25 protein-coding genes and 1 tRNA gene are annotated in these 25,507 nt (G+C 70.5%); 14 read left to right on the top strand and 12 right to left on the bottom strand.

What is annotated here, in order from left to right; genetic code table 11:
- Positions 1-6: 6 nt before the first annotated feature.
- Together LK09_RS06710 and LK09_RS06705 are read right to left on the bottom strand one after the other, a co-directional pair.
- Entirely contained in the window at positions 7-1,326 is a 1,320-nt protein-coding gene (locus LK09_RS06710) for a DUF4032 domain-containing protein (RefSeq protein ID WP_039397335.1), read from the bottom strand.
- 77 nt (positions 1,327-1,403) lie between these two features.
- On the bottom strand, positions 1,404-2,504 hold the full coding sequence (locus LK09_RS06705) for an ABC transporter ATP-binding protein (RefSeq protein ID WP_039397332.1): 1,101 nt from the start codon (positions 2,502-2,504) through the stop codon (positions 1,404-1,406).
- A 310-nt stretch (positions 2,505-2,814) separates the two neighbouring features.
- On the opposite strand from LK09_RS06705, the gene LK09_RS06700 reads away from it, so the two are divergent.
- Positions 2,815-3,795, top strand: coding sequence for a DsbA family protein (locus tag LK09_RS06700; RefSeq protein ID WP_039397330.1), 981 nt, complete (start codon positions 2,815-2,817; stop codon positions 3,793-3,795).
- Positions 3,796-3,802: 7 nt separating this feature from the next.
- On the opposite strand, the gene LK09_RS06695 is transcribed toward LK09_RS06700, so the two are convergent.
- A complete protein-coding gene (locus LK09_RS06695; protein WP_039397328.1) occupies positions 3,803-4,603 on the bottom strand; it encodes a DUF7507 domain-containing protein in 801 nt (266 codons plus the stop codon).
- Between the two features lie 145 nt (positions 4,604-4,748).
- Here LK09_RS06695 and LK09_RS06690 point away from each other — a divergent pair.
- The 3 genes from LK09_RS06690 to LK09_RS06680 all read left to right on the top strand — a co-directional run bounded on the left by LK09_RS06690 (position 4,749) and on the right by LK09_RS06680 (position 5,853).
- Positions 4,749-4,821, top strand: a tRNA-Thr gene (locus LK09_RS06690).
- A 34-nt stretch (positions 4,822-4,855) separates the two neighbouring features.
- Positions 4,856-5,440, top strand: coding sequence for an AAA family ATPase (locus LK09_RS06685; protein WP_197060982.1), 585 nt, complete (start codon positions 4,856-4,858; stop codon positions 5,438-5,440).
- A gap of 98 nt (positions 5,441-5,538) precedes the next feature.
- Positions 5,539-5,853, top strand: coding sequence for a DUF7882 family protein (locus LK09_RS06680; RefSeq protein WP_039398202.1), 315 nt, complete (start codon positions 5,539-5,541; stop codon positions 5,851-5,853).
- A 21-nt stretch (positions 5,854-5,874) separates the two neighbouring features.
- Here LK09_RS06680 and msrB read toward each other — a convergent pair whose 3' ends face one another.
- Positions 5,875-6,276, bottom strand: a complete 402-nt coding sequence (gene msrB / locus LK09_RS06675) for a peptide-methionine (R)-S-oxide reductase MsrB (protein WP_039397326.1) — start codon at positions 6,274-6,276, stop codon at positions 5,875-5,877.
- A gap of 71 nt (positions 6,277-6,347) precedes the next feature.
- On the opposite strand from msrB, the gene LK09_RS06670 reads away from it, so the two are divergent.
- The 3 genes from LK09_RS06670 to groL all read left to right on the top strand — a co-directional run bounded on the left by LK09_RS06670 (position 6,348) and on the right by groL (position 9,456).
- Complete coding sequence (locus LK09_RS06670; RefSeq protein WP_039397324.1) at positions 6,348-7,361, top strand: DUF2332 domain-containing protein; 1,014 nt, start codon at positions 6,348-6,350, stop codon at positions 7,359-7,361.
- A 9-nt stretch (positions 7,362-7,370) separates the two neighbouring features.
- Positions 7,371-7,688, top strand: a complete 318-nt coding sequence (locus tag LK09_RS06665; RefSeq protein ID WP_231562972.1) for a DUF3263 domain-containing protein — start codon at positions 7,371-7,373, stop codon at positions 7,686-7,688.
- A 148-nt stretch (positions 7,689-7,836) separates the two neighbouring features.
- Positions 7,837-9,456, top strand: coding sequence for a chaperonin GroEL (gene groL / locus LK09_RS06660; RefSeq protein ID WP_039397322.1), 1,620 nt, complete (start codon positions 7,837-7,839; stop codon positions 9,454-9,456).
- Positions 9,457-9,522: 66 nt separating this feature from the next.
- Here groL and LK09_RS06655 read toward each other — a convergent pair whose 3' ends face one another.
- The 5 genes from LK09_RS06655 to LK09_RS22115 form a co-directional block, all read right to left on the bottom strand.
- The gene (locus LK09_RS06655; RefSeq protein WP_039397320.1) at positions 9,523-9,810 is read right to left on the bottom strand and encodes a WXG100 family type VII secretion target; all 288 of its coding nucleotides are present in this window, start codon (positions 9,808-9,810) and stop codon (positions 9,523-9,525) included.
- A gap of 133 nt (positions 9,811-9,943) precedes the next feature.
- Entirely contained in the window at positions 9,944-11,560 is a 1,617-nt protein-coding gene (locus tag LK09_RS06650) for a sensor histidine kinase (protein WP_052226590.1), read from the bottom strand.
- Positions 11,561-11,697: 137 nt separating this feature from the next.
- Entirely contained in the window at positions 11,698-12,393 is a 696-nt protein-coding gene (locus tag LK09_RS06645; protein ID WP_039397317.1) for a response regulator transcription factor, read from the bottom strand.
- Positions 12,394-12,485: 92 nt separating this feature from the next.
- Positions 12,486-13,439 carry a DUF389 domain-containing protein gene (locus LK09_RS06640; RefSeq protein WP_039397315.1) on the bottom strand — a complete coding sequence of 318 codons (954 nt, stop codon included), beginning with the start codon at positions 13,437-13,439 and terminating at the stop codon, positions 12,486-12,488.
- A gap of 58 nt (positions 13,440-13,497) precedes the next feature.
- Positions 13,498-14,151: a helix-turn-helix transcriptional regulator gene (locus LK09_RS22115; protein WP_039397313.1), complete on the bottom strand. Its 654-nt coding sequence runs from the start codon at positions 14,149-14,151 to the stop codon at positions 13,498-13,500.
- Between the two features lie 81 nt (positions 14,152-14,232).
- Here LK09_RS22115 and folE point away from each other — a divergent pair, with 81 nt between their 5' ends.
- From folE to LK09_RS06610, 5 genes are all read left to right on the top strand, one after another.
- Positions 14,233-14,829 (top strand): GTP cyclohydrolase I FolE, encoded by a 597-nt coding sequence (gene folE, locus LK09_RS06630; RefSeq protein ID WP_039397311.1) that lies wholly within the window; start codon positions 14,233-14,235, stop codon positions 14,827-14,829.
- A complete protein-coding gene (locus LK09_RS06625; protein ID WP_039397309.1) occupies positions 14,826-16,046 on the top strand; it encodes an NAD(P)/FAD-dependent oxidoreductase in 1,221 nt (406 codons plus the stop codon). Before folE ends, LK09_RS06625 begins: the two co-directional genes overlap by 4 nt.
- Positions 16,043-16,969 carry a dihydropteroate synthase gene (gene folP, locus LK09_RS06620; RefSeq protein ID WP_052226468.1) on the top strand — a complete coding sequence of 309 codons (927 nt, stop codon included), beginning with the start codon at positions 16,043-16,045 and terminating at the stop codon, positions 16,967-16,969. The genes LK09_RS06625 and folP overlap by 4 nt, the downstream gene beginning before the upstream one ends.
- On the top strand, positions 16,969-17,679 hold the full coding sequence (locus tag LK09_RS06615; RefSeq protein ID WP_052226467.1) for a pyrimidine reductase family protein: 711 nt from the start codon (positions 16,969-16,971) through the stop codon (positions 17,677-17,679). Before folP ends, LK09_RS06615 begins: the two co-directional genes overlap by 1 nt.
- Before the next feature lie 153 nt (positions 17,680-17,832).
- A complete protein-coding gene (locus tag LK09_RS06610; RefSeq protein ID WP_231562971.1) occupies positions 17,833-19,704 on the top strand; it encodes a bifunctional metallophosphatase/5'-nucleotidase in 1,872 nt (623 codons plus the stop codon).
- 98 nt (positions 19,705-19,802) lie between these two features.
- Here LK09_RS06610 and LK09_RS06605 read toward each other — a convergent pair whose 3' ends face one another.
- Complete coding sequence (locus LK09_RS06605; RefSeq protein WP_039397307.1) at positions 19,803-20,351, bottom strand: TetR/AcrR family transcriptional regulator; 549 nt, start codon at positions 20,349-20,351, stop codon at positions 19,803-19,805.
- 70 nt (positions 20,352-20,421) lie between these two features.
- Here LK09_RS06605 and LK09_RS06600 point away from each other — a divergent pair, with 70 nt between their 5' ends.
- Positions 20,422-20,838 (top strand): hypothetical protein, encoded by a 417-nt coding sequence (locus LK09_RS06600; RefSeq protein ID WP_039397305.1) that lies wholly within the window; start codon positions 20,422-20,424, stop codon positions 20,836-20,838.
- Positions 20,839-20,866: 28 nt separating this feature from the next.
- Positions 20,867-22,033, top strand: a complete 1,167-nt coding sequence (locus LK09_RS06595) for an FAD-dependent monooxygenase (protein WP_039397303.1) — start codon at positions 20,867-20,869, stop codon at positions 22,031-22,033.
- A 7-nt stretch (positions 22,034-22,040) separates the two neighbouring features.
- On the opposite strand, the gene LK09_RS06590 is transcribed toward LK09_RS06595, so the two are convergent.
- Together LK09_RS06590 and LK09_RS06585 are read right to left on the bottom strand one after the other, a co-directional pair.
- A complete protein-coding gene (locus LK09_RS06590; RefSeq protein WP_039397300.1) occupies positions 22,041-23,696 on the bottom strand; it encodes a DNA repair helicase XPB in 1,656 nt (551 codons plus the stop codon).
- 88 nt (positions 23,697-23,784) lie between these two features.
- The gene (locus LK09_RS06585) at positions 23,785-25,506 is read right to left on the bottom strand and encodes a helicase-associated domain-containing protein (protein WP_039397298.1); all 1,722 of its coding nucleotides are present in this window, start codon (positions 25,504-25,506) and stop codon (positions 23,785-23,787) included.
- Between the last annotated feature and the right edge of the window lies 1 nt (position 25,507).

Raw genomic sequence — 25,507 nt, 5'->3', positions numbered from 1 at the left:
CGCCGCTCAGACGAGATCGCGCCAGTCGATCTCGTCGTCGTCGGTGTCGTGTGTCGCGATGTCTGCGGTGATCACCGGCAGCGCCATCGTCTCGGTGGGCGGACCCATCACGGTCGCCTCATCGCGGCGGTGGCGCAGCTCGGTGTCGATGTAGCTCGACAGGGCCTCGGCGAGGGGGATGCTGCGACTCTGCTCCTGGGCGCGGAACCACCGGTGCTCGAGCACCTCGTGGAAGACCTGCGCGGGCTCGAGCTTCGCGCGCAGCTCCCACGGGATCGCCCGCACGACGGGCTCGAAAACGCGCGTGAGCCATTCGTGGGCGAGTCGCTCCTCGTCGTCGGACTCGGAGGCGCGGGACGACGTGCGGCGCAGCCGGTACTCGTCGAGGTCGTTGAGCAGCCGTCGCGCCTGGTTCTCCTCGACATCGAGCCCGGTCAGCCGGATGAGGCGACGCTGGTGGTGTCCGGCGTCCACCACCTTCGGCTGGATGGACACCCGCTCGCCGTCAGCCGTCGTCTGGATCGCCATCTCGCCGATGTCGAACCCCAGGGCGTTGAGGCGTTCCACCCGCTCGGTGAGGCGCCACGCCTCCGACACGCTGAAGGTCTCGCGGTCGGTGAGCTCGGCCCACAGCGAGTAGTAGGCGGACATGATCCCGTCGGCGATCGCGAGCGCGTCGGCGCCGCCTTCGAGGCGTCCGCCGGCGGCGAGATCCATGATCTCGCCGGCGATGTTGGTGCGGGCGATGTCCAGATCGTGCATCCGCTGGCCGGGGGTGAGGCCCGCCTCGTGGAGTTCACCGGTCTCGGCGTCCACGAGATAAGCGGCGAAGGCGCCGGCATCCCGACGGAAGAGCGTGTTCGAGAGCGAGACGTCCCCCCAGAAGAAGCCGACGTTGTGCAGGCGCACGAGCAGCACCGCCAGGGCGTCCACGAGGCGGGTGGCCGTCTCGGGACGCAGCACCTGGGTGAACAGCGCACGGTAGGGGAGCGAGAACTTCAGGTGCGCGGTGACGAGTGCCGCCGGAAGCGGGTTCCCGTCGGCATCCTCCCGTCCGTCGATCACCGCGACGCGGTCGACGCACGGCACGTCCAGGCGGGCGAGGCTGCCGAGCATGTCGTACTCGCGCCGGGCCATCTCGGCGGTCGTCTCCTTGATCGCCACGACGCGCTCGGACAGGTTGGCGAACCGCACGAGGTGTCGGGAGATGCCCTTGGGCAGGTACACGATGTCGCGGCTGGGCCAGTCGGCCAGGGGCGTCCGCCAGGGCAGCACGAGCAGCCCCGGATCGATCGAGCTCGCCGTGATGGTGAGTGCTTCGGTCACCGCATCCTCCCGGTCGGTGAAAGAACGAGGCGGCGCGGTCGAGGTCTCCCTCGCCCGCGCCGCCTGGTCGGATCCGGTTACGCCGAAGCGATCGCCCGGTCGGTGAGGCGGTCGCCCGACTCGATGTCGAACACGTGCACGTGGCCGGGGACGGGGGTGAGCACGACCTGCTCGCCCGCGTTCGGGTGGTTGCGGCCGTCGACGCGCGCGACCAGGTCGGTGCGCTTGCCGTTGATCGTGGTGTGACCGTAGAGGTAGCCGTCGGCACCGAGCTCCTCGACGAGGTCCACGGTGACGCGCAGACCCTGGCCGTCGTGGGAGACCTGGATGTCTTCGGGGCGGACGCCGATCGTGACCTCGGAGCCGTGCGCCTTGCCGAGGGTGTCCGCCTCGACGGGGACGATGAGGTCGCCGAAGCGGACGCCGCCCTCGGCCAGGTCGACGCCGAACAGGTTCATCGCGGGGGAGCCGATGAAGCCGGCGACGAACACGTTCTTCGGCTTCTCGTACAGGTCGCGCGGGGTGCCCACCTGCTGCAGGAGTCCGTCCTTGAGCACGGCGATGCGGTCGCCCATGGTGAGCGCCTCGGTCTGGTCGTGCGTGACGTAGACCGTGGTGACGCCGAGCCGGCGCTGCAGCGAGGCGATCTGGGTGCGGGTCTGCACGCGCAGCTTCGCGTCGAGGTTCGACAGCGGCTCGTCCATGAGGAACACCTGCGGCTGCCGGACGATCGCGCGGCCCATGGCGACGCGCTGACGCTGGCCGCCCGAGAGGGCCTTCGGCTTGCGGGTCAGGTACTGCTCGAGGTCGAGGAGCTTCGCGGCCTCGAGGACGCGCGCGGCGCGCTCGTCCTTGCCGACGCCGGCGATCTTCAGGGCGAAGCCCATGTTCTCGGCGACCGTCATGTGCGGGTAGAGCGCGTAGTTCTGGAAGACCATCGCGATGTCGCGGTCTTTCGGCGGGACGTCGGTGACGTCGCGGTCGCCGATCAGGATCCGGCCGTCGTTGACCTCTTCGAGGCCGGCGAGCATGCGCAGGGACGTCGACTTACCGCAACCGGAAGGGCCGACCAGGACGAGGAACTCACCATCCCCGACTTCGAGGTTGAGCTTGTCCACCGCGGCACGGGTGCCGCCGGGGTAGAGCCGGGTCGCGTTGTCATAGGTGACGGACGCCATTTTCTCTTCTCCTTCACCGGCAGGTACGTGCCGGACGATCCGTAGTGAGGAATGAGCGGGGGCTCCCCGCACGCCCACCGTTGGGCGTTCGCATCAGTATGACATGGATTGCGATGTGCTGACGTCGGGCCGGACACCGGTCGGGGAAGTGCGCACTGACGGCTCGGTGGCAGGCGCCGTCTGGGCATTTCACAGCCTGTCTGTCTAGCATCGGAGTCATCGCTTCCCCCCAGCGATCCGCACGGCGGACCGGCTCGATCCGACCGGCGTGCCCGAGATTTCCACCCTGAGGTTTGCGTCGAGAGGTTCCATGTCCAGCGACCAGTCACCGAACGTGCCCGATCAGGGAGACCGTCGTCAGGCGGTGCGCGAGAAGGCGCAGCAGGTGCGGGCCAAGCAGTCACGAGCGCGACGCATCCGTCGCGCGTCGCTCACGACTGCGGTGGTCGCGGTGGTCGGCGTGGTGGCGGTGGCGGTCACCTGGACGGTCACGTCGGCGGCATCCAAGCCCGAGCTCTCACCGGCGCACGTCACCGAGGGCGGCTTCGAGGTGACGGCGGTGAAGGGGATGATCGGCAGCGACGCCGCGTCGGTTCCGGCATCCACCCCGAGTCCTGCTGCGGGCAAGCCGACGAGCAAGCCCACGGCTCCGGCGTCCTCTCCGAAGCCGAGCGGCTCGGCCACGGCACAGGCGGGGTCGGTCGACATCCGCGTCTACGTCGACTACCTGGCGCCCGGCGCGGCGCAGTTCCAGTCGGCCAACGCGGCCCAGCTGACCAAGTGGGTCACCCAGAAGGCGGCGACCCTCACCTACTACCCGGTGGCGATGCTGACGCCGAAGTCGAACGGTACGAAGTACTCGCTGCGCGCCGCGAGCGCGGCCGCGTGCGTCGCGACGTACTCGTCCGACACGTTCTTCGCGTACAACAACGCCCTGCTGACCCGTCAGCCCGACCAGGGCTCCGACGGTCTCTCCGACCAGCAGCTCGCGGACCTGGCGATCGCGTCGGGTGCCGCGTCGCCCAAGCCGGTGCGCTCCTGCATCGAGGGCGAGGACTACGCATCGTGGGTCAAGGCGTCGACCGACAAGGCGCTGGCCGGGCTTCCCGGCACCAAGGACGTCGCACTGACCTCGGCGCCGATGATCCTCGTGAACGGTCAGCCGTACGTGGGTGCGCTCAGCGACCCGAAGGAGTTCGCGCAGTTCGTGCTCACCATCGCGAGCGACTCGTACTACAGCTCGGCCTCGCCGTCGCCGACACCGAGCCCCACGGCCACCGCGAAGAACTGACGCCGCCCTACGTCCCGAGCGCGGTCGTGGTGTGCTCCGGCTCCGACCGGACCACGGCGCCGTGGGGCGGTCTGCCCGTCGCGGTCGCGGCGGAGATCACCGACTTCGCGTCGAGGTCCTTGCCGACCAGCTGGTAGTGGGAGGTCGCCGTCGCGACCTCTCCGGCCTTGAGCTCGCCCGGCACTCCGGGCCAGACGTAGTCGACCGCCTTCGGCGGCGCGACCGAGTCGGAGACCGCGACATCCGTGAGGGCGTCGGTGCCGCTGTTGGTCACCTTGAAGTGGTACGTGATCACGTTTCCGGTGGTGGCCGGGTTCGTGAGCTTCGAGGCATCCGCCGTCTTGCTCAGGAGCAGTGTCGACGCGCCCGGCCTCCCTTCGCTGCCCTTCGCCGCCTGCAGGATGGCCGACGTCGCAGTCTCGTTCGCCTTCGTCGCGAAGTAGAACGCCCCGGCGCCGCCGACGGCGGCGATGACCGCGCCGACCAGCATCTTCTGCAGTCCGCCGTCGTTCCCGCCGAAGGATGCCGCCGTGAAGATGAGCAGTCCCGCCGTCAGACTCACCGCGAGCCACGAGCGGACCACGCTGTTGCTCGCCCGGCTCTTGTTCTTCGCGCTCGGCCATCCGTAGATCAGCAGGGCGATGAGCGCGACGAGCATCGCGCCGCACAGCGCCCAGATGAGGCCAGCGGCATTGAGCGCGGGGCCGAGGGCATCGGCAGGGCTCGGAGACGGCGACGGTGAACCGCCCGGGTCCACGGCACCCGCGACGTGCGCCCACACGAGGACGTGTGCACTCGAAGAGACCATCAGACACCTCCGCTTGCCGTCGGCGACTTCCCCAGTGATGGATAGCCGGATCATAGACCCGCCGATCCGGGGGTGCAAGAGGGTCAGTGTGCGGGGGCGGTTCGCCGACGCCCTAGACTCGAGGGTGGTCCGCTCCGCGGGCCTGGCCGGCTTGGCGCAATTGGTAGCGCACCGTACTTGTAATACGGGGGTTGCAGGTTCAAGTCCTGTAGCCGGCACCGCAACGCCCGGGAGGGAGCGACCCTCGCAATCATGATCGCAGCCACGCCCGAGCAGATCCGCGCCGCGCCGAGCACCCCCACGATGTTCCTGGTGGTGGGGCTCCCCGGTGCGGGGAAGACCACCCGTGCCGAGGAACTCGCTGCCGCGGCCCACGCGCTTCGACTGACCGCGGACGAGTGGCACATCTCCTTGTTCGGCAACGTCATCGGCGATTTCCAGCGTCCGGGTGGCGAGCGGTGGGTGCTGGAGGGTCGGCTCATCTCCGTCGCCCTCCAGGCTCTCCGGCGCGGGATGAGCGTCGTGCTGGACTTCGGGCTGTGGGGTCGCGACGAGCGATCGGCGCTGCGTTGGCTGGCGCGATCGGCCGGGGCATCGTGCCAGGTGGTCTACCTGCCGGTCGACAAGGACCTCCAGATCGCCCGGATCGTCCACCGCCAGGCCACGGCACCTGACGAGACGTTCCCGATGAGTGCAGCCGATGTGGACCGGTGGCGCGAGCAGTTCCAGGCGCCCGATGCTGCCGAACTCGACGGCGGCGAGATTCCCGCTCCTCCACCGGGCTGGCAGAGCTGGCCGGAATGGGCTGAAGACCACTGGCCCACCTGTACGCTCTAGCAACACGGTCGGGGCATTGCGGTTGCGCGCGGGTGGGAGGACCGTTGGCAGTGGCGGGCGCGATCACCGCGGCCGCGACTGCGAGAGAAGGCCCCATCATGGGGAGGTTCAGCTACAACCACGCGTCCCGGACGTACTTCGACGACCGGACGCTGATGCACCTGCAGGTGGTGATCAAGGACAAGCTCGCCCGCGGCGAGCCCTTCAACTTCACCTGGATGGAAGACGCGAGCCTGGGCGGCGGGCGCATGACGGTGTGGATCAACCAGGCATCGTCTCTGCAGTTCAAGTACGACGGCCCCCGGTCGGAGAACCTCAACCGCGCCTGGCTGGAGGTCCTCGCCCAGTCGGCGAACTCGCCGGACGGCCTGCGGGTGATCCCGGAGCCGCCGGAGGATCCCGTCGCCGGATGACCGGGCGCGTCACACCTCGCGTCAGTCCTCGGCGGTGAACTCCAGGGAGATCGAGTTCATGCAGTATCGGTCGCCGGTGGGGGTGCCGAACCCGTCGGGGAACACGTGACCCAGGTGCGAGCCGCAGTTCGCGCAGCGCACCTCCGTGCGCTCCATGCCCAGGCTGTCGTCGCGCAAGAGCTCGACGGCGTCGGGCCGGATCGACTCGTAGAAGCTCGGCCAGCCGCAGTGCGAGTCGAACTTGGTGCCGCTGCGGAACAGCTCGGCACCGCACGCCGCACACGTGTACAGGCCGGCGCGGTCCTCGTCGAGCAGCTCACCGGTCCACGGGCGCTCGGTGCCCGCCTGCCGCAGCACTGCGTACTGGGCGTCGCTGAGCTCCTCGCGCCACTGGTCGTCGGTCTTGTTCACGGAATACGTCATGGGGGCCTCCGACACCCATTCAACCCGACCGCGCCTCGGAGTGTTCCCGGGGCACGCGACAGAATGGACGGATGACCGATGCCGACGCCACCGGGGAACGCTACGCCCGCTTCGCCCGTGACGAGGCGCCGGGTCGCTCGGCGCTGTACGCCGACTGGGCGGCGGGAGCGGCATCCGATCCCGCCGTGCTCGCCGTGCTCGCGCGCATTCCGGCGTCCCACCGGCAGCCGCCGCTCGTCTTCGCGGTGACCCGCCTGCTCGGCGCCCCCGAAGCCCCGTTCCCGGAGTGGGCGGGGTGGCTGCTCGCCCACGCGGACGCCGTCGTGGCGGAATGCGGCCGGCGAACCGTGCAGACCAACGAACCCTTGCGCAGCGCCGTCCTGCTGCCGGCGCTCAGTCTCCTGGAGGGCCCGATCGCGCTGCTCGAAGTCGGCGCCAGCGCCGGGCTGTGCCTCTACCCCGACCGGTACTCCTACCGCTATCGCGGGGCGGAGGGCATCCGGTCCGTCGACCCCGCGGACGGGCCGACGAGAGTCGTGCTCGACTGCCGGGTCGAGGGGGCGCCTCCCGCGCGGATGCCGCAGATCGTCGCCCGCCACGGCATCGACCTGCAGCCGCTGGATGCCCGGGATCCGATGGACCGCCGCTGGCTGGAGGGACTCGTCTGGCCGGGTGAGGACGGGCGCGTCGAGAGGGTGCGTGCGGCCCTCGACGTCGCTGCGGCCGATCCGCCCTCCCTCGTCGCCGGAGACGCCGCCGACCTCATCCCCGAGGTCGCCGCGCGCGTGCGACGGGCCGCACCGGAGGCCACCTTGGTCGTCACCACCCCCGGCGTCCTCGCCCACGTTCCGCGGGCGGGTCGTGAGCGGATCATCGCGGCGGCTCGCGAAGCCGGGCGCTGGATCACCCTCGACGCCCCGTCGCTGCACGACGCCTGGACCGAACCGGTCGACGTCGACGCCTGGCCGCGCGACGGGTTCGCCCTCGCGCTCGACGGGGACGTGCTGGCCGCCGTCGACCCGCTCGGCGGCTGGATCCGCTGGGCATCGGAGCGCCGCGCTCCGGTGGCCGGAGGCGCGGGTTAACGTGAAGTCGTGACCTTCCCGCACCTGATCGACGCCCCGGCACCGGGACGCCTCGGCGAGCGCGAGCGGAGCATCCTCGAGTTCGAGGCCGACTGGCAGGACCGTGCCGGCGGACGGCACGACGGAGGCAAGGAGGAGGCGATCCGGGCTCGGCTCGGTCTGACGCCTCCGCGCTACTACCAGCTGCTCGGCCGGGTGATCGACACTCAGGCGGCGCTGGCGTACGACCCCGTGCTGGTGGCTCGTCTGCGTCGCCTGCAGGAGTCGCGGCGCGAGCAGAGCCGAGCGCGCCTCGGCGGCGCACAGCCCGGCAGCGACCGCCGCTGACGGCCGGACGCCCGCCGTCGACCCGGTCGTGCGGCGTTCCGCGTCGCGGGTGTTTGCACTCGGCAGGGGAGAGTGCCAGAATGGCGTTAGCACTCGCGTTCGTCGAGTGCTAGAACCCCAAAGCGAACGTCCTGGAGGGACGACACACATGGCAAAGATCATCGCTTTCGATGAGGAGGCCCGTCGTGGCCTCGAGCGCGGCCTGAACACCCTGGCCGACGCCGTCAAGGTGACGCTGGGCCCGCGCGGTCGCAACGTCGTGCTCGAGAAGAAGTGGGGCGCCCCCACGATCACGAACGACGGTGTCTCGATCGCCAAGGAGATCGAGCTCGACGACCCGTACGAGAAGATCGGCGCCGAGCTGGTCAAGGAGGTCGCCAAGAAGACCGACGACGTCGCGGGCGACGGTACCACCACCGCCACCGTGCTCGCCCAGGCGCTCGTGCGCGAGGGCCTGCGCAACGTCGCCGCCGGCGCCGACCCGATCAGCCTCAAGCGCGGCATCGAGAAGGCCGTCAAGGCTCTCACCGAGCAGCTGCTCGCCGACGCCAAGGAGGTCGAGACCAAGGAGGAGATCGCCGCCACGGCTTCGATCTCGGCCGGCGACTCCGAGATCGGCGGTCTGATCGCCGAGGCCATCGACAAGGTCGGCAAGGAGGGCGTGGTCACCGTCGAGGAGTCCAACACCTTCGGCACCGAGCTCGAGCTCACCGAGGGTATGCGCTTCGACAAGGGCTTCCTGAACCCCTACTTCGTCACGGACCCCGACCGCCAGGAGGCCGTGTTCGAGGACCCGTACATCCTCATCGCGAACCAGAAGATCGGCAACATCAAGGACCTGCTGCCCGTCGTCGACAAGGTGATCCAGGACGGCAAGGAGCTCGTCATCATCGCCGAAGACGTCGAGGGCGAGGCGCTCGCGACGCTGGTGCTGAACAAGATCCGCGGCATCTTCAAGTCGGTCGCCGTCAAGGCCCCCGGCTTCGGCGACCGCCGCAAGGCTCAGCTCCAGGACATCGCGATCCTCACCGGCGGCCAGGTCATCACCGAAGAGGTCGGCCTCAAGCTCGAGAACACCACGCTCGACCTCCTCGGCCGCGCGCGCAAGGTCATCGTCACCAAGGACGAGACGACCATCGTCGAGGGTGCCGGCGACCAGGCGCAGATCGAGGGTCGCGTGACCCAGATCCGTCGCGAGATCGAGAACACCGACAGCGACTACGACCGCGAGAAGCTGCAGGAGCGCCTCGCCAAGCTCGCCGGCGGCGTGGCCGTCATCAAGGCGGGCGCGGCCACCGAGGTCGAGCTCAAGGAGCGCAAGCACCGCATCGAGGACGCCGTCCGCAACGCGAAGGCGGCCGTCGAGGAGGGCATCGTGCCCGGTGGTGGCGTCGCGCTCATCCAGGCCGGCCAGAAGGCGTTCGACGGACTCGCCCTCGAGGGTGACGAGGCCACCGGTGCGAACATCGTCAAGGTCGCCATCGAGGCTCCGCTGAAGCAGATCGCCCTCAACGCCGGTCTCGAGCCGGGCGTCGTCGCGAACAAGGTCGCCGAGCTCCCCGCGGGCCAGGGCCTCAACGCCGCGACCGGTGAGTACGTCGACATGCTCGCCGCGGGCATCAACGATCCGGTGAAGGTCACCCGCTCGGCGCTGCAGAACGCTGCGTCGATCGCCGGCCTGTTCCTCACCACCGAGGCCGTCGTCGCCGACAAGCCCGAGAAGGTCGCGGCGGCTCCGGCCGACCCGACCGGTGGCATGGACTTCTGATCCACGCCCCTCGCACAGGGATGCCCCCGACCGTCACGGTCGGGGGCATCCCTGTTTCTGCGGCCCTCAGCGGAACAGCCCCGCCGTGACGGCTTCCGCCTCGGCATACTGGCGACCGGCGCCGGCCAGTGCCGTGTTGATGCCGGCGAGCGACTCCTCGACCTGATGCTGGGTGGCGCGCCATTGGTCGACGACATGCTGGAACGCTGTCGAGGCGGTGCCCGTCCACGAGGACTGCAGGCTGACCAGCTGCGACATCATCGACTGCGTCTCGGTCTGGAGGCGTTCGATGGTGCCGCGGACGGCGGTGTGGGCGGTGAGGACGGCGTCGGAATCGACGGCGTAGACGGCCATGGTGGCTCCTTTTCGTTGAGGTGGCACCACGTTACGAGCATGCGCCGCCCCGGCGTCCGCGCCGATCAGGGCGCTGTGGAGGGGAGCGGGATGCCGCCCGGACCCGGCCGCCTGTGGACAGCCGGCGGCCTCGTCATTCGATGCCGGGCAGGTCGAGCCGGTCGATCGGCTGCGTCTCGATGGACAGCTGCGCCGCACGCGCGGCGTCCTCGGCGAGGGGGAACGCGATGCGGAACGTCGCACCCCCGCCGGGGGTGTCGAGCACCTCCACCGTGCCGTGCAGCGCCTCCACGATCGAGGCGACGATCGCCAGGCCGAGCCCTGACCCTCCGGTCTCGCGCGTGCGCGAGTTGTCCGCTCGCCAGAAGCGCTGGAAGATCTGATGCTTGATCTGGTCGGGGATGCCCGGTCCGTGGTCGATCACATCGATCCAGCCGATCCGCGCGGCTTCGTCGAGACCGACACCCAGTTCGATGGGCGAATCGTCGGGGGTGTAGCGGCGGGCGTTCGCCAGCAGATTCGTGACGACCTGGCGGATGCGGTTCTCGTCGCCGAGCACGATCGGCTCCAGACCGACCGGTGGCTCGGGTGCAACAGGAGCAAGCGCCTCGGGCGGCAGTGGCTCGATGGGGCCGGTGGACCCGCGCGGGCGACGGCGCAGCAGGCTGCGGGCACCGGTCAGCCCGCCGCTGCCGGACCGGCGCTTGGCGCCGGGCCCCGGGGGAGCGGGCGTGGGTGCCGCCGGAGCGTGCGATCGCGTGCTGTTGTCGCGGGTGGAGTCGACAACCCGGACGACGCGCGAGCTGACGGCGCGCACGTCCAGGGCCGCGTCGTATGCGATCGGACGCAGGTGCACAGCGACGAGCTCGACCTCTTCGCGGCGCTCGTCGAGGCGGGTGAGCGCGAGGAGGTCTTCGACCATCACCCCCATGCGGATGGCCTCCTTCTCGATGCGCTCCATCGCCTGCGCGATGTCTTCGTCGGAGCTGATCGCGCCCATGCGATAGAGCTCCGCGTAGCCGCGGACCGTCACGAGCGGAGTGCGAAGCTCGTGGCTGGCATCCCCGATGAACCGGCGCATCTGCCGCACCGTGGCATCGCGGGCGCCGAGCGCGGCATCCACTCGGCCGAGCATCGCATTGATGGCGAGCTTCAGCCGGCCGACCTCGGTGTGCTCGGGCTCGATGTCGGTGAGGCGCTGGCTGAAGTCGCCCGCTGCGATCGACATGGCCGTCGACTCGACCTGCCCGAGGCTGCGGAACGCGAGCGTGACGAGCCAGCGAGTCCCGACGGCGCCGAGGATGATCGTCAGCATCGCCAGCACGCTGTAGATGCCGAGATACGTGGCGAGGATCTTGTCGCCGGTGGTGGTCGGCAGAGCCACGAGCTGCGTGTAGAGCGCCGTGGACCCGGGCACAACGAACGTCGAGACGCTGGCGCGGAAGCCGGACCCGTCCGTGCCGTCGAGCGAGAATGCGTCGGTGCCGCGGACGGCCGTCTCCTGTGTGGGAAAGGACTCGGGGAACACCGGCTGATCGGAGCCGTCCGGCACCGCCGTCGCAAGCTGCTTGCCGCGGGCGTCGTAGATCGCGACGGAGTAGTTGACGCCGGGGGCCTTCGACTTGGCGGTGAACGTGGTGGTGCCGTTCTCGGTCTTCGCATCGAACGTCGCGCTCCACACGTCGACGTTGGACAGCTGCTCCACCTGGGAGTCGAGGCTGGCATCCAGCGCGCTGCGCAGGAAGACCATCGTCCCGAGGCCGGCGACGAAGAGGCCGACGATCAGCACCGCGACGGTGACCCCGGTCACCTTTCCGCGCAGGCTGACGCCACGCCACCAGCCGGTGACGGCATCCGGACTTTCGCTCAGGGGCCGACCTCCGGTGTTCAGGCGGGCTTGCTGCCGGTCTTCAGCATGTAGCCGAAGCCGCGCTTGGTCTGGATGAGCGGCTCCGACGAGTGCGGGTCGATCTTGCGCCGCAGGTAGGAGATGTAGCTCTCCACGATGCCGGCGTCGCCGTTGAAGTCGTACTCCCAGACGTGGTCGAGGATCTGTGCCTTGGACAGCACGCGGTTAGGGTTGAGCATGAGGTAGCGCAGCAGCTTGAACTCCGTGGGGCTCAGTTCGATCTGCGCATCGCCGACGAAGACGTCGTGGGTGTCTTGATCCATCGTGATCTCGCCTGCGCGGATCACCGACTCCTCGTCGACCTGCATGGTGCGACGCAGGATCGCCTGGATGCGGGCGACGATCTCGTCGAGGCTGAAGGGCTTGGTGACGTAGTCGTCGCCGCCGGCGTTGAGCCCGGCGATCTTGTCTTCGGTCTCGTCCTTCGCCGTGAGGAACAGGATCGGCGCGGTGTACCCGGCGCCGCGGAGGCGCTTGGTGACGCTGAAGCCGTTCATGTCGGGGAGCATGACGTCGAGGATGATCAGGTCTGGCTCTTCCTCGAGCACCGCCGAGATCGTCTGGGCGCCGTTCGCGACGGCACGCACCTGGTAGCCGGCGAAGCGGAGGCTCGTGATGAGGAGGTCGCGGATGTTGGGCTCATCGTCCACGACGAGAATGCGGGCTGCGGTCATGGCACCTAATATGCCAGTCCCCGGGAATCTGCGGGGGATGTATGCGGCGCGTCCAGTGACTGCATAGGGAGTGCAGAGAGTGTCGGATGCCGTCAGGATGCCCGGCCCTGCGGCGCCGGACGACGTGCGCGACGGCGTGCGAGACGGACCTGGACGGCGAGCGTGAGGGTTCCGGCGGTGACGATCGCGACGAGGTTGACGACCAGCTGCATGAGCGAGGTCCCGACCGTGCCCCACTCGTGCGAGGCGATCGCGAGACCGGCCGCCCCGGCCGCCGGGATGGTCGTCACCGAGATCAGCACGCCGATGAGCGCCCCCGACTTCGCGGAGGTGAGCGACAGGATGCCGGCGATGCCGGCGAGGAAGCCGACGATGTAGCTGAGCGGATCGGGCTGCCAGATGAACGAGGTGGCGGGCAGGGGCTCCGCGAACGGATTGGGCGGGAAGATGTGCAGCCGCATCATGATCCAGGAGAACGGGATGGCGATGAGGATGCCCGCGCCGTAGCCGGCCAGCAGGGCCAGGGCGGAGCGGCCGACCACCGACGCACGCCGCCGGACGACGCCGACGGCGATCGCCGCGAGCGGTCCGAAGTCGGGCCCGACGACCATGGCGCCGACGATGAGGATGGGCTGATCCGCGACGACGCCGACGGCCGCGATCAGCGTGGCGATCACCATGAACATGATGTAGGTCGTCGAGATCTGCGCCTCGTCGCCGGCCCGGGCCTCGACCTCCTGCCAGACGACCGCGTCGTCGTCGCTCCCGAAGATCGCCGCACCCGTGGTGGTCGCTGTACGCGAGAGCGACAGGTCCACCGGGGTGATGGAGATCGATCCGACGGCATCCAGTCCGGCTCGATGGAGGGCGGCGAGGAGGTCGGTGGCGTCGGCTCGGGTCACGTCGCACAGGATCACGTCCCCGCGCGGGTCCGCTCCGGCATGCGGAAGCCGGATCACGTTCGACACGGCCTCCGCATGGTCGGTGAGCACGTCGTCCACGGTGAGAGCGAGTGCCGGCGGCACGATCATCTCGAAATGCAGCACGCGTTCAGTCTGCCGCCCGGCCCGGTGCGGAGTTCTGAGGCACGCGGTGTCCGTACGGTCACGTCGTCGCGGCCCGGACGGTGACGCAGCAGCGGCCGTCCTGCGGTGTGAGGGCCGGGGTGCGTTCGTCGCCCGTGGCTGCGGCCATGCCCTCGATGAGGCAGAGGTTCGCCGAGCAGATGAGGTCGGTGTGGCGCTGGGCGAGCACGTGGAACGGACAGTTCTCGAGGAGGATGCCGCCCGTGCCGTCGTCCTGGGGCGCGTACCCGCACGACGTCAGGGCCTGCTCGAGGGAGTCGGATGCCGACCCGAGCTGTGCGCCCGTGCGGTGGGCGACTTCGCCGAGCGCGGCGCGGACGCTCGTGCCGGCGGCATCCGCCTGCTCGACGGCGGCGGCGAGGAGGGCGCCGGCGAGCTCGTAGTGGCGTTCCGGGATGCTGGCGGCGAGCTCGGGCACGGTGGTGTACAGGCGCGCGGGTCGTCCGGCGCCGGGGCCGCCGCGGCCGGGCGGTCTGCGGCTCGTCGCGGCGAGTGCTCCGGCGTCGACGAGTCTTTCGAGATGGAGCGCGACCGTGCTCCGGGGGAGCCCGAGGGCGTTGGCGGCCGCATCCCGGGTGACCGGCCCGCCGGCGTCGGCGACGAATCGGTAGAGGCGCCGACGCACCGGGTCGTTCAGTGCCCCGACCGCATCGAGGTCATTGCGCGGTGCCATGAGGTCAGCATACCACTCTAAAAACAAAAAGATTGACTTTATTCGAGCGCCGTCGTACCGTCAGGACAGAAGGGAGCCGCCATGACCTCCACCGCCACCCTCCACGCCGTCGAGGACGACCCGGTCGATCGGGCGCGGGCGATGAGTGCCGTGGCAGATCTGCTCATCGCCCTCGGCTACGACGTGGCCGACGAACACCTGGCGGACACCCCGCGCCGCGTGGTGGACGCACTGATCGACATGACCACGTCGCACCCGTTCGTGATGACGACCTTCCCCAACGACGAGCGGTACGACCAGCCCGTCGTCGTCCGCGGCATCCGGTTCACATCCTTGTGCGAGCACCACCTGCTGCCGTTCCGCGGAGAGGTCGACGTCGCCTACCTGCCGGGAACCCGGCTGGTCGGGCTGTCCAAACTCGCCCGCGTCGTGGAGCGGCATGCCCGGAGGCTGCAGGTGCAGGAGCGAATGACGGTGCAGATCGCCGACGATCTCGAGGAGGCGCTCGACCCGCGCGGGGTGGCGGTGGTCGTGCGCGCAGAGCACCTGTGCATGTCGATCCGCGGTGTTCGCACTCCCGGCGCCGAGACCCGCACCGCCGCCGTGCGCGGTGCGTTCCAGAACGATCCGGAACTGCGCTTCGCGCTTCGGACCGAGACCTCGGGGAGGATGCCATGACCCATCACCTCATCGTCGGCGGAGGCCTCGCCGCCGCCACGGCCGCCGAGACGCTGCGCACCGAGGGGTACGACGGCGACATCACGATCGTGACGGAGGAAGGCCACCCGCCGTACCAGCGGCCGCCGCTGTCAAAGGGCTACCTCGCCGGGCGCGAGGGCCTCGACGCGGTGATCCTGCATCCGCGGCACTGGTACGCCGATCACGGGATGACCCTGCGGACCGAGACGACGGTCGTGACGATCGACCCGGACGCGCACCGCGTGGAGTTGGGCGACGGCGAGCGGGTCGCCTACGACGCCCTCCTTCTCGCGACCGGGTCGAGCCCGCGCCACCTGCCGATTCCGGGGGCCGACCTGCCGGGCGTGCACACCCTCCGCCGGCTGGACGATGCCGACGCCCTCGCGAGCGCACTCCGGGCGGGCGGGCGCCGTCTCGTGCTCGTCGGATCCGGATGGATCGGTCTGGAAGTTGCGGCGACGGCGCGTGAACTCGGAAACGAGGTCACCGTGCTCGAACGCGACCCGGTACCGCTTGCGCCCGCGCTCGGCGTCCGGCTCGGCGCGGAATTCGCCCGGCTGCACACCGAGCACGGAGTGGACCTTCGGACGTCCGTCGGCGTCGAGGGGATCGCGGGGACGGATCGTGCGACCGGCGTCGTGGTCGACGGGGAGACGGTGCCGGCCGATCTCGTGCTGATCGGCGTCGGCGCGGTGCCCAACACCGGGCTCGCCGAGCGGGCGGGACTCCAGGTCGACCGCGGCATCCTCACCGACGCGAGCCTGCGGACGAGCGCCCCCGACGTCTTCGCGGCGGGCGACGTCGCCAACGCCTGGCATCCCGTGCTCGGCGGGCGCCTGCGAAGCGAGCACTGGGCGAACGCACGCACTGCCGGCCCGGTCGCGGCGCGCGCGATGCTGGGCCAGGATGCCGTGCACGACGGGATCCCGTACTTCTACACCGACCAGTACGACCTCGGGATGGAACTCTCGGGGTACGCCCCCCTGATGAGTGATGCCGAACTCGTCATCCGCGGTGATCTGGCCGCCCGCGAGTACATCGCCTTCTGGGTGCGCGAGAACCGCGTCGTCGGCGGCATGAACGTCAACGTCTGGGACGTGAACGAGAAGATCCAGGATCTCGTGCGCGCACAGTCGCCGGTGGATGCCGCGGCCCTCGCCGACCCCTCCGTCGCGCTGGAGGAACTCGCCGGATGACCGCCCCCGTCCCGCACGACACCCGTCCGGCGCAGCTCACTCGGAGTCGGACGACCCCCCTTCGCGCCGGGCGGCACGTCTTCGACCTCCGCCGCCGGATCGCGGTGATGGCGATCGTCAATCGCACGCCTGACTCCTTCTACGACCGGGGCGCGACGTTCGCCCTGGACGCGGCCGTCGCGGCGGGGATGGCCGCGTTCGACGCCGGCGCCGACATCGTCGACGTGGGCGGGGTGAAGTTCGCCCCCGGCCCGGCCGTGCCGGTCGACGAGGAGTGCGCGCGCGTCGTGCCGGTCGTCGAGGCGCTGTCCTGCCGGGGAGCGGTGAGCGTCGATACGTTCCAGCCCGAGGTCGCCGCGGCCGTGATCGCCGCCGGTGCCTCCATCGTGAACGACACGACGGGTCTCCGCGACCCGCGGATGGTCCAGGTCGTGGCCGGATCGGATGCCGCGATCGTCATCGCGCACAGCCTCGCCGAGCCGCGCACCCCCTACCCCGAGCCGCGATACACGGACGTCGCGCGCGAGGTGCGTGCTCAGCTCGACCACCGGGTGGCGGTCGCGATCGCGCACGGAGTCCCGCGCGACCGGATCGTCGTGGACCCCGGGCACGACCTCAACAAGAGCACCCGGCAGACCCTCGAGCTGACGCGGCGCCTGGGCGAGCTGTCGGCCCTGGGGCTTCCGATGCTCGTGGCTCTCTCGAACAAGGACTTCATCGGCGAGACCCTCGACCGCGATCGCGGGGACCGGCTTGCCGGCTCTCTCGCCACGGCCGTGTGGTGCGTGACGCAGGGGGCTCGACTCGTGCGCGCACACAACGTGCGCGAGACCGTCGACGCGATGCGGATGATCGAGGCGGTCCACGGATGGCGGGAACCCGTCCGCGAAAGGCACAACACCCCGCCGCAGGGAGACGACTGATGCCCACCCGCTCCGAACTGCTGGATGCCTACGCGCTGCCCGACCGGGCGCGGCCGCGGATCAGGGTGAACTTCATCACGAGCGCCGACGGAGCCGTGACTCTCGGCGGACGCAGCGGGCCACTGGGCGGGGCGACGGATCGGACCCTCGTGCAGGTGCTGCGGACGATGGCCGACGTCGTGCTGGTCGGCGCCGGCACCGTGCGTGCCGAGGGGTACGGCGGTCTGCGTGTCGCCGACGAGGACGCGCGGTGGCGCCGCGCGCACGGGCTCGCCGACCCGCCGGCGCTCGCCGTCGTCAGCGGCACGCTCGACCTCGACCCACACGACGCCGTGTTCGCGGACGCGGTGCGACGACCGGTCGTGCTCACGACCCAGGCGGCAGCGGCCGCTCGCGGACGGCTGTTCGCCGACGTCGCGGACGTCGTCGTGGGCGGCGCGTCGACCGTCGATCTCCCCGCCGTGGTTTCCCTGCTCGCCTCCCGCGGCTGGACCCAGACGCTGTGCGAGGGTGGTCCGACCCTGTTCGGCGCGATGCTGGATGCCGGCCTCGTCGATGAGGTGTGCCTGACCGTGGCGCCGCGCTTCGTGGGCGGCGACGCCACACGGATCGTCCGCGCGGCCGCCGAAGCGGACCGGGAGTTCGGGGTGGCAGGCATCCTGCACGACGACGACGGGTTCCTGTTCGTGCGTTATCGCCGTCCGAGCTGAGGAGCGTCGGCGGTCACGGAATGTTCACGAGCGTGTCGCAGCAGGGTCTGGTCACGGCGACCCCCGCACCCTAAGCTGAACGAACCTTGAGCGCGTCTTAAGAGACGCATGAATATGACGGGCGACCCAGCCCGCAATCTGAGGAGGATCCCTGTGCGTACACGCACGAGTTCGTTCAGGCGCCTGAGCAGAGGAGCGGTCGTCACGGCCGCCGCTACGGCGCTGGTGGTGGCGGGGGCGAGCGCATCCGCGTCGGCCGCGCCCGCAACGGGGCCGAACACGCCCAACGGCCCGACGGTGGACATCCAGCTGCTGTCGTTCAACGACTTCCACGGCAACCTGGAGGCGCCCAGCGGCTCCAGCGGTCGCCTCGTCGTCGGGCACGCGCTGCCCGCCGGCGCCACGAAACCGGTCGACATCACCACCGATTCGTTCGAGAAGCCAGGTGTGGGCGGGGTCGAGTACCTCGCGACCCACCTCGCGCAGGCGCGCAAGGGTCACGAGTACTCGCTCACCGTCGCCGCCGGAGACATCATCGGCGCCTCGCCGCTGCTGTCGGGTGCGTTCCACGACGAGCCGACGATCCTCGCCATGAACGCGCTCAAGCTGGATGCCTCGGCCGTCGGCAACCACGAGTTCGACGAGGGCTACAAAGAGCTGCAGCGCATGCAGAACGGCGGCTGCATCGACGACGGCGACGGCCTGAACAACCAGAACTCGTGCCCCGACGGCACGACGTTCCCGGGTGCGAGCTTCGACTACCTGGCCGCCAATGTCGTCAACGAGAAGACGGGTCAGTCGATCCTGCCCGCCTACACGATCAAGAACATCAAGGGAGCCAAGATCGGCTTCATCGGGATGACGCTCAAGGACACCCCGTCCATCGTCACCGCGGCCGGCGTCGCCGGCCTGCAGTTCACGGACGAGGTCGCCACCGCGAACGCGCTCGTGCCGGTGCTCAAGTCCAAGGGGGTCAACGCCATCGTGGTGCTCATCCACCAGGGCGGAGTGCCCGGCCAGCAGACCTGGTACGGCCCCGACAACAAGCCGTATCAGGTGAGCCCGTCTTACGACGCCGCCTGCGCCGGCGGTGCACAGCTCGACCCGACGAGCCCGATCATCCCGATCGCGGAGAAGCTCGACCCGGCGATCGACATGATCGTGTCCGGGCACACGCACCAGCCGTACGTGTGCGACATCAAGGACCCGGCCGGCAACGACCGCATGGTCACCTCGGCATCCTCGTTCGGCCGCCTCTACACCGACACGACCCTGACCTACGACAAGCGCACGCAGGACATCGTGCGCACCTCGGTGAAGAGCGCCAACATGCTCGTGACCCGCGACGTGGCCAAGGACCCGGCCGAGACCGCGATCATCACGAAGTACAAGGAGTTCGTCAAGCCCATCGCGAGCAAGGTGATCGGCCACATCACCTCCGACGTGACCCGCAGCGCCAACGCCGGCGGGGAGCAGCCCCTCGGCGACCTGATCGCCGACGCGCAGCTGGCCGACCCCAGCGTGATCGGCAGCTACGGCAAGCCCGACATCGCCCTGATGAATCCGGGCGGCATCCGCACCGACCTGACCTTCGGCGCATCGTCCTGGGGCGAGGCGCCCGGAGACGTCACCTTCGAGGAGGCGTTCACGGTGCAGCCCTTCAACAACTACCTGGTCTCGCTCGACCTCACCGGCGCCCAGATCAAGGACCTGCTGCGCGAGCAGTGGAGCGGGGCGAACGCCGGCAGCGGCAAGAAGATCCTCCAGGTCAGCAAGGGCTTCGCGTACACCTACTCGGGCACGACGCTCGGCACCGTCACCCTCAACGGTGCCGCCCTCGACGACGCCAAGACCTACCGGGTGACGACGAACAACTTCCTGGCCGGCGGCGGGGACAACTTCCCGACCTTCCTGGCCTCGAAGAACGTCTACTTCGGCGGTCTCGACATCGACGCCTTCGCGGCATACCTCAGCGCGAACAGCCCGTACACCCCGGGTGCGCTGGACCGCATCACCGCGAACTGATCCCGCGGAACGCGCAACCCCGGACGGGCCCGTCCTCCTCGGAGGGCGGGCCCCAATCGTGTCCGGCCGCGCTGATCCTTGCGGCGCGGGCGTGACCGTCAGCCGGCCAGCGCTCCGCGGAGCGCGAGGTCGATCGACTCGCGCACCGGCATGTCCGGCGCCACGGTGAGACGGTTGACGATGAGACCGGCGCACAGCGCGAGGAGGGTGCGGGCGGAGCTTTCGGGATCGGGAGCCCCGAGGTCGGCGAGCCGGTCGCGCGTCCACTCTTCGAAGAGGCCGCGCTGCGTGCGCATCACGGGGAGGATGCCCGGAGCGGCCGTCACCTCGAGGAACAGCGCGTAGCGCGCTCGCGTGCGGGTGGCGTTCAGACCGGTGGCGCTTTCGAGCATTCCGCACAGGGCGTCCGCCACCTCGTCCGGGGTGTGCGCCGGGGCCATCGCCGCGGTGAGTTCGGCTCGTTCCTGTTCGGCGATCCACACGAGCACCCCGGAGAGCAGTGCGTCGCGCGTGCGGAACCAGTTCGAGGTCGATCCCTTCGGGAGTCCTGCCTCGGCGTCGACTCGGCCGTGTGTGAGCGCCCGGACGCCCTGGTCGCCGACGACCCGGACGGCCGCGTCGAGTGCACGGTCTCGCGTTTCTGCCATGGATCCGACACTACCAGCAGTTACTAGAAACGTAGTGACAACCTACTGCAAACATAGTAGAGTGTCGCCTGTGGGATACGCGGTGCTCGGGGCCTGGACGGTCCAGGCGGTCGTCGGAGTCACGCTCTTCGTCGGCTGGCTGCGCCATGGGCGCGGTCATAGTGCGCGGCCGATCGTGACGCACGCCATCACGATGGTGTCGTTCTCGGTGCCGTGGATCGCGTTCCTCGCTACGGGCCTCCCCCTCTGGGCATGGGTCGGCTTCGGCATCCTGCTCGTCTTCATCGGCTTCGGAGATTACGCGGTCGTGCAGCGCACGCGGGCGGTGCGCGGCGAGACCAATCCGGGTCTGCGCGACGAACTGCTGGCGGTCAAGGCGGCGCTCTCCGGACGATTCGGGGGCAGGCTCGTCTTCCACGCGCTCTGGTCCCCGGTCGTTTTCTTCGGATCGCTGGGCGTCGCGATCGGCGCGACGGTCGCCGCGTGAGAATCATGGACACCGCGGGGAAGGCATCATGACGCCCACGGACCGGCGCCGCGCGATCGTGATCGGGGCGGGGCTCGGCGGGCTGGCCGTCGCTGCGGCGCTGCACCGCCGCGGCTGGACGGTGGGTCTGTACGAGAAGTCCGCGGTTCCGGGCGCGGGGGGCGCGGGGCTGGCGATCGCGCCGAATGCCCTGCGAGCACTCGACACGTTCGGGGCAGGGGACACCGTCCGTTCCCTCGCCGCGCTGAGCGGTGACGGGGGACTGCGCCGCCCCGACGGACGCTTTCTGGTGCGGACCAGCGCGGAGGCGGTGCGGGCGCGGTTCACAGATCAGATGGTCGTCCTGGAGCGCTCGCGCCTGGCAGGCATCCTGCGCGATGCCGCATCGGACGTCCCGCTGCACGCCGGCACGGCCGCCACCGTAATAGAGACCGGCGACGGCCGCCGCCCGGCCGTGGTGCACACGGCGACCGGTGCGGAAGAGGCGGAACTCGTCGTTGCGGCAGACGGCATCGGCTCTGCCGCGCGCGCGGCGATGTTCCCCGAGCACCCGGGGCTCACCTCGACCGGCTGGACCACCTGGCGGTTCGTCATCGACTCCGCCGTGCCGGTGCAGCCCGGGGAGACCTGGGGTGCGGCGGGTCTCGTCGGACTGGTCCCGCTTGCCGGCACCCGGACATACGTCTATGCGGCCGCCAATGCGCCGCGGGGAGGTCGCGCCGTCGACGAACGCGCCGAACTGCTGCGGCGGTTCGGGAGCTGGCACGCACCGATCCCGCAGCTCGTCGAGTCGGTCGCCGCCACAGAGGTGCTGCGAAACGACATCGCGGAGCTGGCCGCGCCGCTCCCGGCGTTCCATCGCGGCCGGGTGGTACTGCTCGGCGACGCCGCCCACCCGATGGGGCCCTTCCTCGGACAGGGAGCCTGCCAGGCGATCGAGGATGCCGTCGTGCTCGCGCACGTGGTCGAGAGCGAGCGCGGCCTGGATGCCTACACGGCCGCCCGGCAGCCGCGGACCTCGGACATCGTGCGCAGGTCGCACCGGATGGGCGCACTTGCACTGCTGCGCATCCCGCTGTTGCGGGCGCTGCGGGACACGGCGCTCTCCGTTGCCGGGCACGCGTCCCCGGATACGGCGATCCGCCAGCTCATCTCCGTGGTCGACTGGTGGCCGCCGACCGAAGCACCGCGCTGACCGTGTGTCAGGCTGCGAGCTTCTCGGCATCCAGGATCGTGTACGCGTATCCCTGTTCGGCCAGGAACCGCTGACGGTTCTGGGCGAAGTCCTGGTCGACGGTGTCGCGGGCGATGAGCGTGTAGAAGCTCGCGGTGTGCGCGGACTGCTTCGGGCGCAGCAGACGGCCCAGGCGCTGCGCTTCCTCCTGGCGCGACCCGAACGAGCCGGACACCTGGATCGCCACGGAGGCCTCGGGCAGATCGACCGAGAAGTTCGCGACCTTCGAGACGACGAGCAGGCTGATCTCGCCGTTGCGGAACGCGCCGAACAGCTGCTCGCGCTCGTCGACCGGGGTCGCGCCGGTGATCTTCGGCGCGTTCAGGGCCTCGGCGAGCTCGTCGATCTGGTCGAGGTACTGGCCGATCACGAGGATCCGCTCATCGGGATGCCGCTCCACGAGCCGGCGCACGACGTCGATCTTCGCCGGGGCCGTCGCCGCGAGCCGGTAGCGCTCGTCGTCGGCGGATGCCGCGTACTCGAGCCGATCGCCGGCGGGAAGATCCACCCGCACTTCGTAGCAGGCCGCGGGGGAGATGAACCCCTGGGTCTCGATCTGCTTCCACGGCGCGTCGAAGCGCTTCGGGCCGATGAGGCTGAAGACGTCACCTTCGCGGCCGTCCTCGCGCACCAGGGTGGCGGTGAGGCCCAGCCGGCGCCGTGCCTGCAGGTCGGCGGTCAGCTTGAACACCGGGGCGGGGAGCAGGTGGACCTCGTCGTAGACGATGAGTCCCCAGTCGAGGGCGTCGAGCAGGGCGAGGTGGGCGTACTGTCCCTTCCGCTTGGCGGTGAGGATCTGATACGTCGCGATCGTGACCGGCTTGACCTCCTTCACCTGCCCGGAGTACTCGCCGATCTCCTCCGGCGTGAGGCTCGTGCGGGCAAGCAGCTCATCGCGCCACTGCCGGGCGCTGACGGTGTTGGTCACAAGGATGAGCGTCGTCGTCTTGGTCGCGGCCATGGCCGCCGCGCCGACCAGCGTCTTGCCCGCGCCGCAGGGGAGCACGACCACGCCGGATCCTCCCTCCGAGAACGCCTCCACGGCCGTCGCCTGATACGGGCGCAGGTGCCACCCGTCTTCGGCGAGGTCGATCTCGTGCGGGGTTCCCGGCGTGTACCCGGCGAGGTCTTCGGCCGGCCAGCCGATCTTCAGCAGCTCCTGCTTGATGTGGCCGCGCGCCCACGCGTCGATGACGAAGAGGTCGGGGCGCGGGTGGCCGATGAGCAGCGGAGCGATGCGCTTGTTCTTGGAGACCTCGGTGAGGACGGCGGCATCCGTCGACCGCAGCACCAGGGCCGGTTCCTCGCCCTCGTGCACCGCGGCGCGCTCGATCACGAGGCGCCCGTAGCGCTCCACGGTCTCGCGGATGTCGATCGACACCGACGGGGGCACGGGGAACCGCGACCAGCGCTCGAGGATGCCGAGCATGTCGTCGGCCTGGTGGCCCGCCGCCCGGGCGTTCCACAGGCCGAGGCGGGTGATGCGGTAGGTGTGGATGTGCTCGGGGGCCCGTTCCAGCTCGGCGAACATCGCCAGTTCGTGCCGCGCGGACTCGGCATCCGGATGCGCCACCTCCAGCAGTACGGTGCGATCGCTTTGCACGATGAGGGGTCCGTCAGCCATAACGAGCCAGTTTACCCGGGCTCGGTGTGCGGGCTCCGCCGCGACCCCCGGATGACGACGGACGACCGGTCAAGGGCCCGTCGCGGGGTCACGCCGGGCGAACGCTCGCGATCGAGGCGAGCGGCACGGTGCGCTCGACATCGGCGGCGCGGTCGAGCCCGCGGAAACGGCCGCCGCCGAGGCCCTGGGCCTCGACCTGGAGCTCCCGCGTCGACCCGTCCGGCAGCAGCACCGTCAGGATCACCGGTGCCCGGAGCCGGACGGCCTGGTCGAGTTCGCGCTCGAGCCACGCGGCATCCGAGTCGCCTCGTCCGGCGAGGAGGCGCTCGGCGAGGGCGCGGCGGTCGTCGCCGGTCGGGGCATCCTCCGGATCGACGAGCGGGCGCCGGCGGTTCAGCGGCTCGGGGCGGCCGTCGGCGTCGAGCGCCACGACGCGGTAGCGCGCGTCGGCCAGCGACCAGAAGACGGCGTCCCGCGAGACGCGCGACGTCAGTGCGTCGCCGGACTCCTGCAGTCCGAGCGGGCGCAGGGTGCGATCGACCAGGAGCATGTCGAGCAGGTGCGGGTCGTCGCCGTCGATGCGGGCGCGACCGGTCGGGGCGTCCGTTCCGACGCGCAGCACGCCCCGCGCGGACGTGACCTGATCGATCAGGTAGTCGAGCGGTTGCGGGATGCCGGTCAGCGACAGGGCGCCGAGGAACTCGCGCAGCGTCTCGGCGGTCTCGCCGAGGGCGACGGCCCCGGCCAGAGACTGCTCGCTGAAGCGGTAGGTGGAGGCCTGCGCCCGCGATTCGCGCTCGGCCATCGTGCGCAGGCGCAGGTCGAGCGCGGGCTCCAGCGGACCCGGTGCGATCGCCGAGAGGTCGGCCTGAAGGTAGATGCCGGCGATCTCGGGCGTCAGCATCGCGGCCAGGGCGCCGGCGTCGAGACCCGCGGCGGAGCCTGAGGCGGCGGTCGGCCGCCAGACGCCGGCCGACCAGGCCGGCGCGGAGCCGTCGGCGGTGAGCAGTCCCCACCGCACGAGCACGCGGCGCAGCGCCTCCGCGCGGACCGGTGCCGACGGGTCGAGCGGGAGGGACCCGGCCCACGCGTCGGGCGGAAGGATCCGACCTGTCCGGTCGCGGGGGAGGAGCGCGACCAAGCCCGTGGCGACCTCGACCCAGCGGGCGACGGCATCCCGCATCAGCCAGGCGTCCCCGACGACCGTCAGGCGCCACTCCCGGTCGCGCAGCACCACGAGCCGCGCTGCCGCCGCCGCCGTGATGAGGTCGTCGAGATCGGATGCTTCCGCGATCACGCCCTCGTCGACGAGGTGACGGCGGTCGGCGGCCGTCACCGACTCCGCCGCCGTCGTCGTGAGCGGGCGCACGCGACTGGCCGCCAGGATGTCGGCGAGGGACGCCACCGCGGCGGCGGCGCGCTCGGCCGCGGCGCCCGCCTCGGGCTGGTCGGCCGCGGCGGGGTCAGCCGGCGCGGAGACCGCCGCGAAGGCGTCGGGATGGGCCGCCCGGGCGGCCTCGAGCCGGGCGGCCACCGCCGCATACGGTGTGCCGTCGGAGCGGGCGAGTGCGAGGGCGGCCGGGCGGGCGGCGGGCGTACCGGCCGCCAGCGCCCGGAGATCGTCGCGGGAGAGACCTCGCAGCGCGGAGTCGATCGAGACGGGATCCAGCAGCGCCTCGGCCGCATCGAAGGCATCGATCCAGGTCACGGACGCGGCGACGCCGCGATCGACGAGCAACTCGGCGAGGGCGTCGGCATCCATCCCCGACAGGCGGGTGGCCAGTGCGCGCTCGTCGGAGGTGCCGGTCACG

It is taken from the genome of Microbacterium mangrovi (assembly GCF_000802305.1).
Lineage (GTDB): Bacteria > Actinomycetota > Actinomycetes > Actinomycetales > Microbacteriaceae > Microbacterium > Microbacterium mangrovi.
Note: the sequence above shows the minus strand (reverse complement) of the source record. Positions and strands in the feature narration are given on the sequence as shown.